We start from the raw sequence: 18576 nt of genomic DNA, 5'->3' as shown, positions 1-18576 counted from the left end.
CTTGCGTCGTTTATGCATTCTTCTTGAGAATGTCTCCTTTGATGACAGGTGTGCTTCTCGTCTGACGTGCTTCTTTAAAGGTAACGAATGCTTTCGTTTCTTCATCCCAAAGTCTAAATTTCATTGACTCGATGCTTGTTTTTAAAGTGATGGTTGGAACATTTTGAAGCGGCTCACTATGCTCATGTGCATGCTCCAAGTGATAATTTGGTACCCTCGGACTTAAATGATGGACATGGTGATAACCGATATTACCTGTTAACCACTGAAGAAGCTTTGGCAATTTGTAAAAAGAACTGCCTTCTACAGCTGCCTGCACATAATTCCAATTCTCATCTGCTTCAAAGTAAGAATCCTCAAACGTATGCTGCACATAAAACAGCCATACACCGATTGATCCAGAAATCAGAAAGATTGGACCTTGGACAAGTAACAAACCTTCCCAGCCAAAAAGGAGATAGGTCGCCCCTGCGAGCAAAACAATCGATATGTTTGTGAAATAGGTATTCCAGCGCTCTTTTTTACGAGCATTTTTGACGTTGAAACGGTTTTGAAACAGGAAAACAAAGATCGGTCCTAAAATAAACATGACAAAAGGATTGCGATAAAATCTGTAGCGGAATTTCGTCCAAGCTGATGCTTCTTGATATTCTTTGACTGTCAGGAGCCAAATGTCGCCAGTACCTCGTTTGTCTAAATTACTGCTTGTGGCATGGTGAATTGAATGATCTCTTTGCCATTGAAGATAAGGGAAAAGGGTGAGTACACCCGTTATGAAACCAAACAGGTGATTCAGCGGCTTCTGTCTGAAAAAGGATTGATGGCAGCAGTCGTGAAAAATAATAAAGACACGTACTAAAAAACCAGCTGCAATAACCGCAAAGAAGAGGGTTAAAAGGTAGGAGATGTTCAGGCTATAATAGGCAAGAAACCAAAGCCCCAAAAATGGAATAAATGTATTAAGGAGTTGCATGATACTTTTTTTTGAATCAGCACCAGAAAATTGACCAACTTGTTTTCTTAAAGTCGCTTGCTGCTGTGTGTTTGTTGAAGTCGTCATGAACGTTCAAGTCCTTTCCGTTTCTTTCTACTTCAAAGTATAGAAGGAAAGGCGTCATGCTCATAGTAGCACCCATCATGTATTCGATATGACATTTGTCATGTTGATTGCAGGAAAGGCTGACGGTATCAGGGTTTGTAAGCTTATTTTATTTTAAATAAAAAAGTAAAGGCGATTAGCCTTCACTTTTTATGAACGTGCTTCATGAACTTTTAACTGCTTGCCTTTAATGGTTGTGTGGCGCATGGCATTCAGCACAAGAGGGCCTTTACCGTTTAAAATATCGACATATGTTTTTGTATCTTGAATGGTAATAATCCCAATGTCATCAAAGGCAACGCCTTCTATTTTGGCAATGGTCCCAACGAAATCAACAGCCCGCAGCTTCTTTTTCTTCCCGCCGTTAAAATAAAGCTTCATTATATCCTTTTCAACGCCTGCCTGTTTATTTTCCTTTTGAATCGGCGTTTCAATCTTTTCTTCAAAGCGTTCTACATGCTGCTCTGCGTCTTCCTTTGTTGGGTATGGCTGCGTCTTGAAATCAATACCTGCTTCCTGCTTTAATTCATCAATCAGAGGCTTTGCATTATTGGTCATAAACGCAATGGTTTTTCCGCTTTTTCCCGCTCTGCCTGTTCTTCCTGTTCGGTGAATATAGCGCTCTTTTTCATAGGGGAGGTCATAATGAATCACATGTGTCATATCACTGACATCAATGCCCCGGGCTGCTATATCGGTTGCGATCAAATAACGGAATTCGCCGTTTTTGAATTCATCCATGACAGCGAAGCGGTCTTCTTGTCTCATGCCTCCATGAATTTTGTCACAAGGCACATCCCATTCATCCAGCTTTATCGTGAGTTCATTCACTCGGTCCTGTGTATTACAGAAAATAATGCAGCTATCTGGATTTTCAATGACGATCGTACGCTGAAGAAGAGAGAATTTCGCTTCTTCTTCCGTTTCAATCACGGTGTGGGTGATTTGTGGTACAGACGTTTCCGCGCGTGCTATTTCAATTACTTTTGGTGATTGTAGAAACTGTTCACTTAATTTCTTCATCTCATCAGACATGGTCGCTGAAAAGAGCATTGACATGCGCTTTGGTGGCAGATACTGAATAATAGAAGAGACTTGATCAATAAATCCCATGTTCAGCATTTCATCCGCTTCATCTAACACGAAAAATTTAAGGTTTTCTAAGGAAAGAGTACCTTTCTCAAGGTGATCTAAGACTCGTCCTGGTGTTCCGCACACAATGTGGTTTTTTTGTGCAAGCTCTACTTTTTGAGCTTGGAAAGGGGCTTTTCCATAAATGGCAGTGGCTTTGATTCGTTTCAATCGTCCAAGGCTTGTGAGATCCTGTTTGACCTGCATGGCGAGTTCTCGCGTTGGAACGAGGATAAGGGCTTGAGGTTTATTTTCAGCCCAATCGACCATTTCACAAATCGGGAGACCATAGGCTGCGGTCTTGCCGCTGCCAGTCTGAGATTTGACAATCAAATCCTGCCTTGAAAAAGCAACGGATAATGTCTCGTGCTGAACAGGTGTAGGTGTATGGAAGTGAAGTGCTTCTAGCGCTTGTTTTAATTCATGGCTTAATGGATATTGATCAAATTGTTGTAATGTCATCGTGTTCTCCTTTTCGTACATTCATACTTGTGACATCATACCATAATCATGACCGGGAATGAAAAAACATGAAAAAAAGCCCCGTAAAGGAGCTTTTTGATTAAAGGAATCTGCGTTTTACTTTTTCCCAGTAGGAGTTGTCTTTTAATTTTACCGTTTTAATGACTTTTCCTGAAAGGCCGATGTCAATTTGTTTGACGTGTTTCGTGCCAAGCGCTTCGTTATCAAGCCCGATAATCGGATGGTCGTTTCCGTCCTGCACAACCTTCAGCGTTAGCTTGCGGTCACTGCTTAAGATGAAAGGAGCACCCAGTGTACGATACGAGTTGTTGTTTAGCGATGCGAGCTCTGTGACTTGCATACAAGGGAGCATCGGATCAACCACTGCGCCATTTACCGATTTGTTGTAGGCTGTTGAGCCAGTCGGAGTAGAAATAATCATTCCGTCTCCTCTAAATGTTTCAAAGTGGAAATCATCTATATACACATCGATCACAAATGTTTTAATAATGCTTGAGCGGATCGACAGTTCATTTAAGCAATGGAACTGGTTTGTACTGTCAACGCTTACATCAATGATCGGATATTTTCTCACTTCAATCTGTTCAGTGTTCATGGCATCAATCATTTTATCAAAATGTTCTAATGAAAAATCGCAGTATAAATGCGAATTCTCTGTTTTTGATACCCCTACATACAAGCAGTCATCACGGAAATTCGTTTTACGGACTGCTTGAAGAAATGTGCCATCTCCGCCAATTGAAGCAATAATATGGGCATCTTCTGCACGCTTTACGACTTGAAAGCCTTGTTCAGTAGCGAGCTTCTCCAGAGAAGAAATGTGTCCATCCAATTCATGATCTTTTTTGTAAAAGAAAAATACATTGCGACGATTGTCTGTCATTGACGTTCTCCCCTTCGTTGTCAAAAGTAGATTTAGAGTAATAAAGGGCTTACATATGAAGCCTTGCTCACATTTTACACTTTTTTCATATGAAAGTAAAAACATTAGAAAAACCTTCATGATGGTGGCATTCATTTTTAGAAATGAGTCAATGTAAGGGATTTGAAAAGGGCAGAATTTGAGCATAATTGAATAGCTGTTTTCTCATGAAAGAGTGGATTAGGTGTTTCGTTGTGGTGAAGCTCTAGACTATTAGATGCAGCGAGAGGAGAAAAAAGCCAATTTTTCGTCATGCGTATCATTTGGCAGACGATGTAAAGTTGATCGTGAATAAAGAGAGGTGCTATCATATGATGAAATGAAATGTAAAAAACCACAATTCCTGTGAAACATTTCATGTGAATATTCGTATCAATGAAGAGAGACAAAAAGGAGGAGAAAAAGATGAATGCGAAAAGATGGGTAGCGTTAATCATTGCACTTGGAGTTTTCGGATTTTCAATTGTGATTAGTGTCACGACGGCTTTGTATGAAAGCTTCAATGACAATAAAATGAGCTATCAATTTGGGGATGAAATAGAAGAAAAGGTACTAGAGGATGGAAGCGGTGCTGGAAAAATAGCGGTTCTTGAGATTAATGGAACCATTCAAGATAATGGCGGCGCATCAAGTCTATTAGGCGGAGAAGGTTACGATCATCGTGCATTTCTTAAGGAACTAGAAAAAGCGAAAGATGATGCTTCAGTAAAAGGTGTACTGCTGCGCGTCAACTCTCCTGGCGGCGGTGTCTATGAAAGTGCAGAAATACATAAAAAATTAGAAGAAGTGAAAAAAGCGAAGAAGCCGATTTACGTCTCCATGGGCTCAATGGCAGCTTCTGGCGGTTACTACGTATCAACTCCAGCCAAGAAAATCTTTGCTTCACCTGAAACATTAACAGGATCGTTAGGTGTGATCATGCAAAGCTTGAACTATTCAAAGCTGGCAGATAATTTAGGGATTAAATACGAAACAATTAAGAGCGGAAAATTCAAAGACATCATGTCGCCAAATCGTGACATGACAAAAGATGAGCGCGACATCATGCAAAGCATGGTCGATAACTCGTATGAAGGATTTGTCAAAGTCATCTCTGAAGGACGCGGCATGTCAAAACAGAACGTCAAGAAAATTGCTGACGGCCGGGTCTATGACGGAACACAGGCGAAATCGAACGGATTAGTCGATGAGCTTGGATATTATGAAGATGCAATCAAAGCAATGAAGAAAAATGAAAAAGGGTTAAAAGGAGCGACAGTGATCAGCTATTCTCAAAGCTTTGGCTGGAACTCTCTCTTCAATATGAGCGCAAGTAAACTCTTTAAAAGCGAAATTGATTTTCTCAATCTAAAAGAAACACTGGCTGGCTCAAACGGGTCTAAACCGATGTATCTCTATTCAAAATAAAGGAGGGATCATAGATGGATTCTACATTCGATGAAGTAACCGAAAGCCGTAGCCAAGAAGAATCGAATCCGGCCTTTGCGAAACGTGCAGTGATTGAAGCACAGGCGTTTGCAGGCTTTTGGATTAGGTTTTGGGCATTTATTCTTGATTGGCTTGTCGTCTGGGGTGTCAACCATTTGACGGTTTCTCCAATCTTTAGTCTGTTTGGCTGGTCCAAAGGAGGAGGATGGTTTTCTCCATTCTCTGTCACAACGACGATAGTATTCCTGCTTTATTTCGCCATCATGACGAAAATCTTTCAACAAACGCTTGGGAAAATGGTGTTTGGGATCAAAGTGGTCTCACTTCAACCTGAGAAGAAACTGGCATGGGATGTCATTTTCTTTAGAGAGATTGTGGGACGCTATATTAATACGCTTTTTGTACTCTATGCTGTTGTTGGATTCACACCGAAAAAGCAAGGGGTTCATGATTACTTTGCCGATACGGTGGTCGTCCATGAACATTTATATGAAAAAACAGAAGCAAACGTATAATCAGAGGAGTTTGGCCGGGTACCGGTCAAACTCTTTTTTTATGATTGGGTATAAAATCCAGAATGAGAGCCATAATCGTAGAGGAAGCATCATTTGTTATGGAGGAAGTGAGCACAGTGCTTTACGTTTGGATCGCAGCTTTTTTGTTCCTTGGGATCTTATTGATCTTCATGAAAGTGACCATTTCACTGGATTATTCACATGCAAATGACAATGACCACCTTGCACTGAAGATCATCACCTTATATGGAATCATCAGACTCAAAAAAGACATTCCGATGGTGAGGGTCAATCCAGAAGATCAAACGATTGATATACGTGAAAAGAAAATGGCGAGCGCCAAAACCCCTAGTCACGAAAAAGAATCCATACATAAAAAAGTGGGAAAACGTGATATGAAGCAAATCCTTCATCAAATGGAGCGCATCACAAAAGAGATCGTCGATTTAAACCGGATCATGCGTAAATTCTTCATTCACATGAGAATTGTATCGTTTCACTGGTCAACATGGATCGGCTTTCATGACGCCGCTTTAACAGGTGTAGCAGCCGGCGGGGTGTGGTCAGTGAAAGGAGCACTGCTTGCCTTTATGCAGGAACATCTCACCTTTAAGCATAAACCGGTATATGAAGTCATTCCTGCCTTTCAGCACAATGTGTCACAAACCCAGTTTACATGTATAGCTTATTTTCGTATTGGACATGCTATGCTTGCAGCCATTCGTTTACTTGTCCATTGGTTAAAAGGAAGAAAGGCGAGAAAAAGTGCCTCTCTTCAAGCAACGAAGAATGAATCATCTGTTTAAGGAGGAACCCGAAAATGGCAGATCATCCAATCCAAGGTCTTATGAAGACAGCGATGGAAAACATAAAAGAAATGATAGATGTGAATACGATCATCGGCGATCCAGTCGAAACACCTGACGGCAGTGTCATCCTCACTGTATCGAAGGTTGGTTTTGGATTTGCAGCAGGCGGCAGTGAATTTAACGGGAACCAAAAGAAAGAAAAACGTTCTGATGATCAAGAACGAAAAGAACCGAGACTCCCATTTGGCGGAGGAAGCGGCGGAGGTGTGTCTATTACACCAATCGCCTTCTTAATTGTCGGAACAAACGGCGTTCGAATGCTTCATTTGGATGAACATACACATCTGCTTGATAAAATATTGGATTCTGCTCCTCAAGCAATTGAACGTCTTCAGCACATGTTTAAGAAGGATGAACGGGAGAACCGTCATAAAGAACGAAAACTAGATGACATAGACCTTTAAAAAGTTAGCTGCGCTGCAGTTAACTTTTTTTTCGAAAGCGAAGATTAGGCTTTGCAGTTTTTTGCTTTCTCTACTATGATAGAACCATACATTTGATAAGGGAGGAATTGTTTTGGCATCGATCACATTTAAAGGGAGTTCTGTCACGCTTGTAGGAAATGAAGTAAAAGTAGGCGAGCAGGCTCCGGATTTCACGGTATTAACGAACTCACTAGGGGAAGTTTCACTTTCGGATTTAACAGGAAAAGTGACGATCATCTCAGTGATTCCTTCTATTGATACAGGTGTGTGTGACGCACAAACAAGACGTTTCAATGAAGAGGCAGCCGGTTTAGGCCCGGTCAATATCTATACAATTAGTGCAGACCTTCCATTTGCACAAGCACGCTGGTGCGGAGCAAACGGAATTGAAAATGTCGAAACATTATCTGATCACAGAGATATGTCATTTGGTGAAGCATTCGGTGTATATATGAAAGAATTGCGTTTATTGGCGCGTGCAGTTTTCGTATTAGACCCTAATGGGAAAGTGGTTTACACTGAATACGTAAGCGAAGCAACGAATCACCCAAATTATGAAAAAGCCATTGAAGCTGCAAAATCACTGTTATAAAAGCAGCATCGACAAGAGCTCCGGCTTCATACTGGGGCTCTTTTCAATGAGAACATATAGCTTTTAACAAAGCGAGGAGAGAAAAGCATTGCAGAAAGATCAAGTAAGTACGATTTTCGAGCTGCTCGATACAGCTTCTATTCGATTAAAAAAGGATCAAAGCATTTCCTATATTGAGGCATTAGCTGAAGCAGGAGAAGCCTTTTTCCAAGCAAATGATCGAGACGGTTTACTAAAGGATGTAATAGAGAAAGCAGATTTTGCTTCTTATGATCATGAGCAGATTCGTAAAGCGTTTCAGCTCGCCGTATTGAAAGGACAAAAGGATATTTCCCATCCAAATCGTCAGATGACCCCAGATACGATCGGGCTGTTTGTCAGCTATTTGGTGAATAAATTTTTAGAAGGTCAAAAAGAGCTAGTTGTCTTTGATCCAGCAGCAGGGACAGGGAACTTACTGCTTGCTGTCTTAAATAATCTGACTGCAGAAACAAAGCGCGGCTTTGCGTCTGAAATTGATGATGTACTCATTAAAATTGCATGGGCACAGGCGAACTTGGAAGAGAAGGAAGTCGAGCTTTTCCATCAAGACAGTCTTGAGCCGCTTTTGATCTCTCCAGTAGATGTCACTGTATGCAGTCTGCCAGTTGGTTATTATCCAAATGATGAGCGTGCAGCAGACTATGAATTAAAGGCAAAAGAAGGACATGCATTTGCGCATTATTTATTTATTGAACAAAGCCTTCGTTATACAAAAGAAGGCGGATTCTTGTTCTTCATCATTCCAAACGATTTGTTTGAAGGAAAAGAAAGCGTGCAATTAAAGGACTTTATCAAAGATCAGGCATATATGAATGCATTAATTCAGCTGCCGGTCTCCATGTTCAAGGACAAAAAGCACGCCAAAAGCTTGTTTGTGATGCAAAAGAAAAAGGAAGGGCTCGAAGCACCAAAACGGATGCTGTTTGCCAATCTGCCGTCTTTCTCACAAAAAGAATCAATGGTGGGTGTAATGAGAAAATTAGACCAGTGGTTTATAGAAGAAAAAGAAACGAAAGAATAGCCAGAGTGATGTCTGGCTATTTTACTATTCAGAAAATATCGACTTATCGATGTAAGCGATAACAGTTCGAAGGTGCACTTGAAATGCAAAGTTTTCAATGTTTAAATGAAAAAGTCAGATATTTTTCGGACTAATCGTTAAACTATAAAAGACCCGTCAAACAGGTTGAATATAGCACCGGAAAAAACGTGAAACCTTATATAACAACTGAGTAAAAGGAGCGACAAGAATGTCTAAAATTATTGCAATCAACGCAGGAAGCTCATCTCTTAAATTCCAATTGTTCGACATGCCAGAAGAAACCGTTTTAACAAAAGGTCTTGTTGAAAGAATCGGAATGGACAACAGTATCTTCACGATTTCTGTAGATGGAGAAAAGAAAACAGAAGTCACAGATATTCCAGATCATGCAGTAGCGGTTAAAATGCTACTTGAAAAACTAATTGAATTTAACATCATCAAAGACTTTAATGAAATTGATGGCGTAGGACACCGTGTTGTTCACGGCGGAGAGAAATTCAGCGACTCTGTTCTTTTAACTGATGAAGTCATCAATGACATTGATAAGCTTTCAGAGCTAGCACCACTGCACAACCCTGCAAACGTTGTAGGAATCAAAGCATTCAAACAAATTCTGCCTGACGTACCAGCGATTGCTGTGTTCGATACAGCCTTCCACCAAACAATGCCAGAGCAGTCTTACCTATACAGCCTTCCGTACGACTACTATAAAAACTTTGGTATTCGTAAATACGGATTCCACGGGACAAGCCATAAGTTCGTCACAGAGCGTGCATCAGAGCTCTTAGGCCGTCCTCTTGAAGAGCTTCGTTTGATCTCTTGTCACCTTGGAAATGGTGCGAGTATCGCAGCAGTTGAAGGCGGAAAATCAATCGATACTTCAATGGGCTTCACGCCGCTTGCGGGTGTTGCAATGGGTACACGTTCAGGTAACATTGACCCTGCCCTTATTCCATTTATTATGGAGAAAACAGGACATACAGCTGAAGAAGTACTTTCTACTTTGAATAAGAAGAGTGGTCTTTTAGGTGTGTCTGGTCTATCAAGTGACCTTCGTGATATTGAAGAAGCAACAGAAGAAGGAAACGACCGTGCAGAAGTAGCTCTTGATATTTTTGCAAGCCGTATTCATAAATACATCGGTTCTTATGCAGCGAGAATGAATGGCGTAGATGCGATCATCTTCACAGCTGGAATCGGTGAAAACAGTTCAGAAGTGAGAGCACGTGTACTTCGTGGTCTGGAATTCATGGGCGTTTACTGGGATCCTTCTCTTAACAACATGAGAGGCGAAGAAGCATTCATCAGCTACCCGCACTCTCCTGTGAAAGTGATCGTCATTCCAACGAACGAAGAAGTCATGATTGCAAGAGACGTTATGCGCTTAGCGTAATTAAAATGAAGAAGCTCTTTTCCAAAAAGGAAAAGAGCTTCAGATTGTAGAGAAACTCATGTTTTTCTACAATCTTTTTTATTTTCATCGTAATGATGATGGATGAGATTTAATGAAAAAGGCCTCCCACACACCTAGCCTAGCTTCGCTAGGTGTGTGGCAATCTTCTTCATGTTTTGACAGGCAGCTGTGAGAAGCACTTGCTCACTCACATTTTGTTTTCCCCTCAACCGGCAGTAGCGAAGCCCATGCAGTTGTTTTGAATCTGCAAAGCTTCGCTCTATTTTTTCTTTTCTTTTTTTATATAGCTCTTTTCCAGAAGCAGACAGACGATTTTGTCTGATCTTTTCTTTATGTTCTTCCCATACATGTCTTGAGATCACTTTTTGATGATTTTTCGACCTTGTACAGCTCTCTAGGAAAGGACACGATACGCATTTTTTAGGGTCTGATTTGTAGAACCGATAACCTTTTCGATCAGTTGTTGTATATAATAGCTTCTCACCATTTGGGCATATGTAGTGATCATGTTCAGAGTCATACTGAAATTTCCACTTCTCAAATAATCCTCTTGTTGGATGAAAGCGTCTATGTGCGATGACACCAAAAATACGGCGATCGGATAAACCTTTACAGATTGGCGTTGTCAAATAACCAGAATCAAGGGCAACCGCTTCTACTTGAAAACCAAATCGGGCGATTTGGTGATCCAATCGATCAAGATACGGAACAGAGTCATGGATATTGCCGGGCGTGACATGGGCATCCGTGATGATATTGTACTTCATATCCGTTGTACGGTGGTCTAGGTAGAAAAAGCCTTCTGGCTTGTTTTCACGATAAAGATAGCCACTTTCAGGATCAGTCGTACTTTGGCGAATGTCTTTTTTCGTTTGCACCTCCTCTTTTACCTTTAAGGGCTTTTTTCCGTGTGCCACCCGATCTTCTTGGACCGCTTCTTCTAATTCATTTATATAGCTTTGGGTATCTTGTTCAATCGTTTTTCTCGTATATTTATGTTTATTGGCATTGGCTTTAAGATGAGTCGAATCAGTAAAAAGAACGCGGCCTCCTACCATATCATGATTGATGGCTTGAAGCACAATTTCATCAAAAATGTCTTGAAAAATCGTTGTATCTTTGAATCGAGTACGACGATTCCAGCTAATGGTCGAGTGGTGGGGAACGGGGTCATTGATGTTCAAACCTAAAAACCATCTATACGCCATGTTATAGTAAATTTCTTTTTCAAGTTGTCTTTCAGAACGGATACCGTACAGGTAACCGATAAACATCATTTTGAACAAAATAAGTGGATCAAGAGAAGGGCGACCTTTATTCTCGCTATAATACGGTTTTACTTTATCTACAATAAATGAAAAATCAATGTACTGATCAATTTTACGAAGCAGGTGATCCTCTTCGACCAGTTGATCTAGCAATACAAATTCGGCTTCGTGCTGAGAAGAATTTCTAGTGTGGAACATGAGAAAAACACCTTCCTTTAGTATGCTTTTCTCTATTATAAAACGGGGGAATGGAAACTTTAAGGGAAAAAATAAAGCTGTCGAGATTTTCTCGACAGCCTGAAGCTCTTTTCCAAAAAGGAAAAGAGCTTTTTTCTGTTAAAAGCAGCATGCTATAATGTTGTCCAATACGAAGCAAAAGGGAGCGGAGCGAAATGAGCGTGACAGAACATAAACGTGAGGCGAAAACGAGGCTTTATGTGAAAGTCATTACGGTCAGTGATACAAGAACGAAAGAAACAGATAAAAGCGGCCGCTTGATGATTGATTTGCTTAAAGAACAGGGACATCTCATTCTTGCATACGATATTGTAAAAGATGACATTGGAGCGATCCAAGACGCTGTGTTAGAGGGAACAGGCGAACCGAAAATAGATGCCGTCTTGTTAAACGGGGGCACAGGTATTGCGGCAAGGGATGTCACCATTGAAGCGATCACCCCGCTTTTCTCCAAGGAGCTGCCTGGCTTTGGTGAAATCTTTCGCATGCTCAGCTATACAGAAGACATCGGTTCTGCTGCTATCTTGTCTAGAGCAACTGCTGGGGTCGTTAACCAAAAAGCGGTCTTTGCCACACCAGGCTCTACTGGAGCTGTTCGTTTAGCCATGACAAAACTCATTATTCCTGAGCTTCCTCACGTCTTGCGAGAGCTTGAAAAGGATCAAAAATAGCCCAAAATGACTCTGCCAAGAAAAATTGGCAGAGTTTTTTTCATAAAGGGGTTGAAAAAACAATTTTTCCTTGTTACAGTGTATACATACTAAATGCATGTTTATAAATTATAACTTATTTTTATGCAAAAAACATTCACAGAATCAAAACAAGTGAGAGGAGCTTTTCAATCATGTCACAAAATAAAAAAGTCGTATTAGCATATTCCGGAGGTCTTGATACCTCTGTTGCAGTTAAATGGTTACAAGAGCAAGGATACGAAGTCGTTGCTTGCTGCCTGGACGTAGGTGAAGGAAAAGACTTAGCATTCGTTCAACAAAAAGCACTTCAAGTCGGAGCGGTTCAGTCTTACATGATTGACGCAAAAGAAGAATTCGCAGAGGAATTTGCACTAACTGCTTTACAAGCACACACGATGTATGAAGGGAAATATCCGCTTGTATCTGCATTATCTCGTCCACTTATTGCAAAAAAACTAGTGGAAGTCGCAGAAAAAGAAAATGCAGTAGCGGTTGCGCACGGATGTACTGGAAAAGGAAACGACCAAGTCCGTTTTGAAGTATCCATTAAAGCGTTGAATCCAGACCTAGAAGTTCTTGCACCAGTGCGTGAGTGGAAATGGTCCCGTGATGAAGAAATCGATTATGCACAAAAACATGGTATTCCAATTCCGATTAACTTAGACAGCCCATATTCAATCGACCAAAACCTTTGGGGCAGAAGTAACGAGTGCGGCATTTTAGAAGATCCTTGGGCTGCACCGCCAGAAGGAGCGTATGATTTAACGACGCCACTTGAAAAAACACCTGACACACCTGAAATCATTGAAATCACGTTTGAAAAAGGAAAACCAACAGCTATTGATGGTATTCAGTATTCATTATCTGATCTCATCCTTCATTTAAATGAAGTCGCTGGTCAGCATGGGGTTGGCAGAATCGATCACGTTGAAAACCGTCTTGTAGGCATTAAATCTCGTGAAGTGTACGAATGCCCAGGTGCTGTCACACTTCTAAAAGCACATAAAGAGCTTGAAGATTTAACACTAGTGAAAGAAGTCGCACACTTTAAGCCAATCGTTGAACAAAAAATGGCTGAATTAATATACAATGGCTTATGGTTCTCACCTCTTAAAGGAGCACTAGATGCTTTCTTACAAGAAACACAACAGAACGTAACAGGTGTTGTACGTGTGAAACTATTTAAAGGCCATGCCATTGTAGAAGGACGTAAATCACCATATTCACTTTATGATGAAAATCTAGCAACTTACACAAAAGCAGATGAATTCGATCATGATGCAGCGGTAGGGTTTATTAACCTTTGGGGCTTACCAACAAAAGTAAACAGCATCGTGAATAAAAAGGAGCAGGTTAAAGCATGAAAAAGCTTTGGGGAGGCCGATTTCAAAAAACACCAGAAAAATGGGTCGATGAGTTTGGCGCGTCCATTCATTTCGACAAACAATTAGTCAAAGAAGATCTGACCGGCTCCCTTGCTCATGCAAGTATGCTGAATACATGCGGTATCTTGGGCGATGACGAGGCCGCTGCCATTAAAGATGGACTGAATACGCTCATGAAAAAGGCAGAGGCAAATGAACTCGAATTCTCAGTGGATTATGAGGACATCCATTTAAACCTTGAAAAAATGCTCATTGATGAGATTGGTCCGCTTGGCGGCAAATTGCATACAGCGAGAAGCCGGAATGATCAGGTTGCAACCGATATGCATTTATATTTGAATAACCAAGTAGAGCATATCATTGAACTGATCTCTTCCTTTCAAACAGTGCTAGTGGAAAAAGCAGAACAGCACGTTGAAACGATTTTTCCAGGATATACGCACTTGCAGCGTGCACAGCCTATTTCCTTTGCGCATCATATGCTCGCCTATTTCTGGATGCTAGAGCGTGACAAAGCACGTTTCCAAGATTCTTTGAAGCGAATTAACGTGTCTCCACTTGGATGCGGGGCGTTAGCAGGAACGACATTCCCAATTGATCGTGAATATACAGCAGAGCTGCTTGGCTTTGATCATATTTACGAAAACAGCCTTGATGGCGTGAGTGATCGGGATTTCATTTTAGAGTTTTTGTCTAATAGCAGCCTTGTGATGATGCACCTCTCGCGTCTTTGTGAGGAAATCATTTTATGGTGCTCTCAAGAATTCAAATTCATTGAGCTTGATGACACATATGCAACAGGCAGTAGCATGATGCCGCAAAAGAAAAACCCGGATATGGCAGAATTGATCCGCGGGAAAACAGGCCGTGTGTATGGCAACCTGATGGGGCTTCTCACCATTATGAAAGGCTTGCCGCTTACGTATAACAAAGACTTGCAAGAAGATAAAGAAGGCATGTTTGATACAGTCAAAACCATTGCTGGCAGCCTGCAAATCTTCACAGGCATGATTCAAACAATGACAGTGAACGAAGATGTCATGAAAAAAGCAACAAAAGAAGATTTCTCAAATGCGACCGAAGTGGCAGACTATCTTGCGAAAAAAGGCATGCCATTCCGTGAAGCACACGAAATCGTTGGCAAGCTCGTGTATACATGCATTCAAAAAGGCATCTACTTAAGTGATCTTCCGTTTGAGAAATTTACAGAAGCGAGCGATCTTTTTGAAGAAGACATTTACACCGTTCTTGATCCTTATGTTGCTGTTGAAAAAAGAACAAGTGCAGGTGGAACTGGATTTAAACAAATTCAACTCGCTTTAGAAAAAGCAAAAGCCTGCCTAGCGTAACTGACCAAAACCATTCGTTGATACGGATGGTTTTTTTTCATGGAAAAAGGAGATTGATCATCATTGGAGAAGTTTGAAAACATACCAGTGTTAAGCTGAAGAGGGAGTGACAGCAGTTCATGAAGAAAACGCTTCAGGCTTTGTTTGACCAGCCCATCGTATCAGTTGAAACGTTAGGAGAACAGTACGACGGACGGGCTAATGATGTGTGGCTGATCTCCTTACAAGACAAAACGGAATATGTGGTGAAATCTCCTAAAATGACAATAGTAGAAAGTGAATTTGTATATGGGATCAACATGATCTATGGAGTAAATGCCCATACAGGACCAGAACATCTCGAACAAATCAATGAAAAGCTGGCTCATACGAATTCCTTTCATATTCCGGAAGTTGTTCGTAAAGTGAAGAAGGCGGGGAGACACTATGATGTCATGGAAAAAGTAGAAGGAACGCCTTCTATCGTTTTGTTTCGCTGCTTCTTGATATTCATGGCTCGTGGGATATCCAAAAGTGGATGAATCATCCTTCATTTTTTCATTCTAAATAGAAATAACAGAAAGGGTTCATAAGTGCGCCAGATGCAGGTTTATAGTAAAGTAAAGATAAGAAACATGTGAACTTGCAACCTTTGTTTTAGGAGGAGATTGTGTGCGACACGCATTAATAACAGCGGGTTCTAAGGGACTTGGCAGGAAAGTCACCGAGTCTTTACTGAATATGGGGTATTCTGTGACAGTGAATTATCGAAGTGATGATGAAGCTGTGCGGCAGATGAAAGAAGAATTGCAGCAATATGAAGAAAAGCTTCAATTTGTCCAAGGCGATGTGACAAACAAAGAAGATTTAAAAAACATGGTCGAGCTGGCAGCCGAGCGATTTGGACGGATCGATGCCTTGATTAACAATGCCGGACCTTATATTTTTGAACGAAAAAAACTAGCGGATTATTCCGAAGATGAATGGTATCAAATGATGGAAGGCAACCTATCTGCTGTGTTCCATTTGTTCCGTATGGTCATCCCAATGATGAGAAAGCAAGGCTTCGGCCGAATTGTCACATATGGCTTCCAAGGCGCAGACCATGCGCCGGGATGGATGCACAGATCAGCCTTCGGAGCAGCAAAAGTGGGGCTGGCGTCACTTACGAAAACCATTGCGATTGAAGAAGCCGAAAATGGCATCACAGCCAATATGGTTTGTCCAGGCAAAATCGTTGGAGACATGAAAGAATCGACAATAGAAGAAGCACGCCAGATGAAAGATGATGAAACGCCGATTGGCAGGTCTGGTACTGGAGAAGATATCGGGCGCATCATTTCCTTTTTATGCGATGACCGCTCTGATCTGATTACAGGAACCGTTATTGAAGCAACAGGTGGTCTTAACGTCATTCACAGACATTAAGTTTTTCAGTTTTTTTATACAGGGAATAGATGAAATGAGATCAAATTCGAAAGGTGGATATACTCACATGAAAGCTACATATCACGGACATTCAGCCGTACACATTGAAACAAACGGATACCATATTTGGATTGATCCATTTTTAAATGGAAATAAGCACACAGATATCAAACCGCAAGATGTCAAAGCGGATGTCATTTTGCTCACGCACGGGCATGGAGATCATGTCGGTGATACCATTGAAATCGCTAAAAACAATGACGCGCTCGTTATTGCGCCATTCGAGCTTGCCACTTATTTAAGCTGGCAAGGGGTGAAAACGCACCCGCTTTCTATTGGGGGCGGACGTGAGTTTGAATTTGGTAAAGTGAAGCTCACTCAAGCGTTCCATGGTTCTGCTATCATTGATGAAGATGCAAAAACGATTACGTATACAGGTATGCCATCAGGTATTTTATTTACTGCAGAGGGCAAAACGATTTATCATGCCGGAGACACTGCACTCTTTTCAGATATGAAGCTGATCGGTGAGCTGAATCATATTGAGCTTGCATTCCTTCCGATCGGTGATAACTTCACGATGGGACCGGACGATGCAAGAATCGCAGCCGAATGGCTTCGGGCGAAGCAAGTCGTGCCAATTCACTACAGCACATTCCCGCCGATTGAGCAGGACCCACATGCATTTGCAGACAGCCTGCATGGCGGCGTCGGTCATGTGTTAAATAGCGGAGAATGGATAGAGATTTAATCAACATAGCAAAAAGCCGGCACTCAAATGCCGGCTTTTTTTGTTTACATGTATCGCGCTGAAAAAAAGACAAATTGCTATTAAAAGCCTCCTGCCCTTATAATGAAACTTAGATGAAAACGCTGAAAACAAAAAGGGTGAACGGGATTGGCGACAAAGCATGAACAAATTTTATCGTATATTGATTCATTAGAAGTCGGAGAGAAAATTTCTGTCCGGCGTATTGCGAAAGAAATGAAAGTGAGTGAAGGGACCGCTTACCGGGCCATCAAGGATGCTGAAAATAAAGGATTCGTTAGTACCATCGAACGAGTTGGTACCATTCGAATTGAACAGAAGAAAAAAGAAAATATTGAAAAACTGACATATGCAGAAGTGGTCAATGTGATTGACGGACAGGTGCTTGGAGGACGAGCGGGCTTACATAAAACATTAAACAAATTTGTCATCGGAGCGATGGAGCTTGATGCGATGATGCGCTATACGGCAGCTGGAAACCTGCTGATTGTCGGAAACCGGATCAATGCCCACAGACAAGCATTAGAGGCAGGAGCAGCTGTGCTGGTCACGGGCGGCTTCTCAACAGATGATGAAATCATTCAGCTCGCAGATGAGCTTGAGCTGCCGATCTTATCGACAAGCTACGATACATTTACCGTAGCAGCTCTCATTAACCGGGCCATTTATGACCAACTCATAAAAAAAGAGATTGTGCTTGTGGAAGATATTTTAACGCCGATCGAACGAACAGTGTACTTATCACCAGAGGACAAGCTTGAAAAATGGTATGAAAAGAATTATGAAACTGGTCACGGACGCTTTCCGGTCGCAGACGACCAAATGAAAATTCACGGCATTCTCACCTCAAAGGATATCGCGGGACATAACCGCTCCACACCGATTGAAAAGGTGATGACGAAAAACCCACTGACAGTCATTGGCAAAACCTCTGTCGCTTCTGCTGCTCAAATGATGGTATGGGAAGGCATTGAGGTGCTGCCTGTTGTAGATGATTATGCGAAACTGATTGGAATGATCAGCCGTCAGGACGTGCTGAAGGCGCTTCAAATGATTCAAAAGCAGCCACAGGTCGGAGAAAAATTGGATGATGTTGTCTCAAGAGGGTTTAAAGAGACCGATACAGAAAAACCAAAGGCAGATGCCGTGTATCAATATGAGGTCACACCACAAATGACAAACCAGCTCGGAAACATTTCATATGGCGTGTTCACGCAAATTTTAATTGAATCCGCCAACCGCTTCTTAAAGTCTCATAAAAAAGGAGAGCTGATTGTCGAAAGTCTCTCTGTCTACTTCTTAAAACCGGTTCAAATGGAATCCACGATACAGATTAAGCCAAATATTTTAGAAGTAGGACGCAAGTTTGGAAAGCTGGAAGTAGAGGTTTATCATCAATCGAATATCGTTGGTAAAGCGATGCTGATGGTGCAGCTCATGGAGAGAGGATAATCATAAAAGGGCGATGATGAAAAAGACAAAGGGCTAAAATAAGCATCATTTTAGC

At 41.4% G+C, this 18576-nt stretch carries 18 protein-coding genes; 14 read left to right on the top strand and 4 right to left on the bottom strand.

Annotation, left to right across the window (positions count from 1 at the left end):
- Positions 1-10: 10 nt before the first annotated feature.
- The 3 genes from NST39_RS13930 to NST39_RS13920 form a co-directional block, all read right to left on the bottom strand.
- Positions 11-1060, bottom strand: coding sequence for a fatty acid desaturase (locus NST39_RS13930; protein ID WP_065098593.1), 1050 nt, complete (start codon positions 1058-1060; stop codon positions 11-13).
- Between the two features lie 189 nt (positions 1061-1249).
- Positions 1250-2692 (bottom strand): DEAD/DEAH box helicase, encoded by a 1443-nt coding sequence (locus tag NST39_RS13925; RefSeq protein ID WP_341028873.1) that lies wholly within the window; start codon positions 2690-2692, stop codon positions 1250-1252.
- A gap of 100 nt (positions 2693-2792) precedes the next feature.
- Positions 2793-3596, bottom strand: a complete 804-nt coding sequence (locus NST39_RS13920; protein WP_105926307.1) for an NAD kinase — start codon at positions 3594-3596, stop codon at positions 2793-2795.
- A gap of 444 nt (positions 3597-4040) precedes the next feature.
- Between NST39_RS13920 and sppA the strand changes: the two genes are divergently transcribed.
- The 7 genes from sppA (at position 4041) to NST39_RS13885 (ending at position 9941) form a co-directional block, all read left to right on the top strand.
- On the top strand, positions 4041-5042 hold the full coding sequence (gene sppA, locus NST39_RS13915; RefSeq protein ID WP_050943576.1) for a signal peptide peptidase SppA: 1002 nt from the start codon (positions 4041-4043) through the stop codon (positions 5040-5042).
- A 14-nt stretch (positions 5043-5056) separates the two neighbouring features.
- A complete protein-coding gene (locus NST39_RS13910) occupies positions 5057-5578 on the top strand; it encodes an RDD family protein (protein WP_065098589.1) in 522 nt (173 codons plus the stop codon).
- A gap of 98 nt (positions 5579-5676) precedes the next feature.
- Positions 5677-6384 (top strand): DUF2953 domain-containing protein, encoded by a 708-nt coding sequence (locus NST39_RS13905; RefSeq protein WP_044139306.1) that lies wholly within the window; start codon positions 5677-5679, stop codon positions 6382-6384.
- A gap of 14 nt (positions 6385-6398) precedes the next feature.
- Positions 6399-6851 carry a GerW family sporulation protein gene (ytfJ, locus tag NST39_RS13900; protein WP_341028871.1) on the top strand — a complete coding sequence of 151 codons (453 nt, stop codon included), beginning with the start codon at positions 6399-6401 and terminating at the stop codon, positions 6849-6851.
- Positions 6852-6963: 112 nt separating this feature from the next.
- A complete protein-coding gene (tpx, locus tag NST39_RS13895) occupies positions 6964-7464 on the top strand; it encodes a thiol peroxidase (protein ID WP_003216787.1) in 501 nt (166 codons plus the stop codon).
- An 88-nt stretch (positions 7465-7552) separates the two neighbouring features.
- Complete coding sequence (locus tag NST39_RS13890; RefSeq protein WP_044139305.1) at positions 7553-8527, top strand: class I SAM-dependent methyltransferase; 975 nt, start codon at positions 7553-7555, stop codon at positions 8525-8527.
- A gap of 229 nt (positions 8528-8756) precedes the next feature.
- Positions 8757-9941, top strand: coding sequence for an acetate kinase (locus NST39_RS13885; protein ID WP_044139304.1), 1185 nt, complete (start codon positions 8757-8759; stop codon positions 9939-9941).
- A 134-nt stretch (positions 9942-10075) separates the two neighbouring features.
- Here NST39_RS13885 and NST39_RS13880 read toward each other — a convergent pair whose 3' ends face one another.
- The gene (locus tag NST39_RS13880) at positions 10076-11428 is read right to left on the bottom strand and encodes an IS1182 family transposase (RefSeq protein ID WP_341026608.1); all 1353 of its coding nucleotides are present in this window, start codon (positions 11426-11428) and stop codon (positions 10076-10078) included.
- A 194-nt stretch (positions 11429-11622) separates the two neighbouring features.
- Here NST39_RS13880 and NST39_RS13875 point away from each other — a divergent pair, with 194 nt between their 5' ends.
- The 7 genes from NST39_RS13875 to NST39_RS13845 all read left to right on the top strand — a co-directional run bounded on the left by NST39_RS13875 (position 11623) and on the right by NST39_RS13845 (position 18521).
- The gene (locus NST39_RS13875) at positions 11623-12138 is read left to right on the top strand and encodes a MogA/MoaB family molybdenum cofactor biosynthesis protein (RefSeq protein ID WP_341028867.1); all 516 of its coding nucleotides are present in this window, start codon (positions 11623-11625) and stop codon (positions 12136-12138) included.
- A 173-nt stretch (positions 12139-12311) separates the two neighbouring features.
- Positions 12312-13523, top strand: a complete 1212-nt coding sequence (locus tag NST39_RS13870) for an argininosuccinate synthase (protein WP_003216486.1) — start codon at positions 12312-12314, stop codon at positions 13521-13523.
- Positions 13520-14893: an argininosuccinate lyase gene (gene argH / locus NST39_RS13865; protein ID WP_341028866.1), complete on the top strand. Its 1374-nt coding sequence runs from the start codon at positions 13520-13522 to the stop codon at positions 14891-14893. Before NST39_RS13870 ends, argH begins: the two co-directional genes overlap by 4 nt.
- 119 nt (positions 14894-15012) lie before the next feature.
- Positions 15013-15414, top strand: a complete 402-nt coding sequence (locus tag NST39_RS13860; RefSeq protein WP_341028864.1) for a hypothetical protein — start codon at positions 15013-15015, stop codon at positions 15412-15414.
- Between the two features lie 130 nt (positions 15415-15544).
- The gene (locus tag NST39_RS13855; RefSeq protein WP_044139333.1) at positions 15545-16300 is read left to right on the top strand and encodes an SDR family oxidoreductase; all 756 of its coding nucleotides are present in this window, start codon (positions 15545-15547) and stop codon (positions 16298-16300) included.
- Positions 16301-16367: 67 nt separating this feature from the next.
- On the top strand, positions 16368-17051 hold the full coding sequence (locus NST39_RS13850) for a metal-dependent hydrolase (protein ID WP_065098585.1): 684 nt from the start codon (positions 16368-16370) through the stop codon (positions 17049-17051).
- A gap of 147 nt (positions 17052-17198) precedes the next feature.
- Positions 17199-18521: a CBS domain-containing protein gene (locus NST39_RS13845; RefSeq protein ID WP_341028861.1), complete on the top strand. Its 1323-nt coding sequence runs from the start codon at positions 17199-17201 to the stop codon at positions 18519-18521.
- Positions 18522-18576: the final 55 nt, after the last annotated feature.

Source organism: Bacillus sp. FSL W8-0645, assembly GCF_038007905.1.
GTDB classification, from domain to species: domain Bacteria; phylum Bacillota; class Bacilli; order Bacillales; family Bacillaceae; genus Bacillus; species Bacillus pumilus.
The sequence above is the reverse complement of the archived record's forward strand: the minus strand, read 5'-3'. Positions and strand labels throughout refer to the sequence as shown.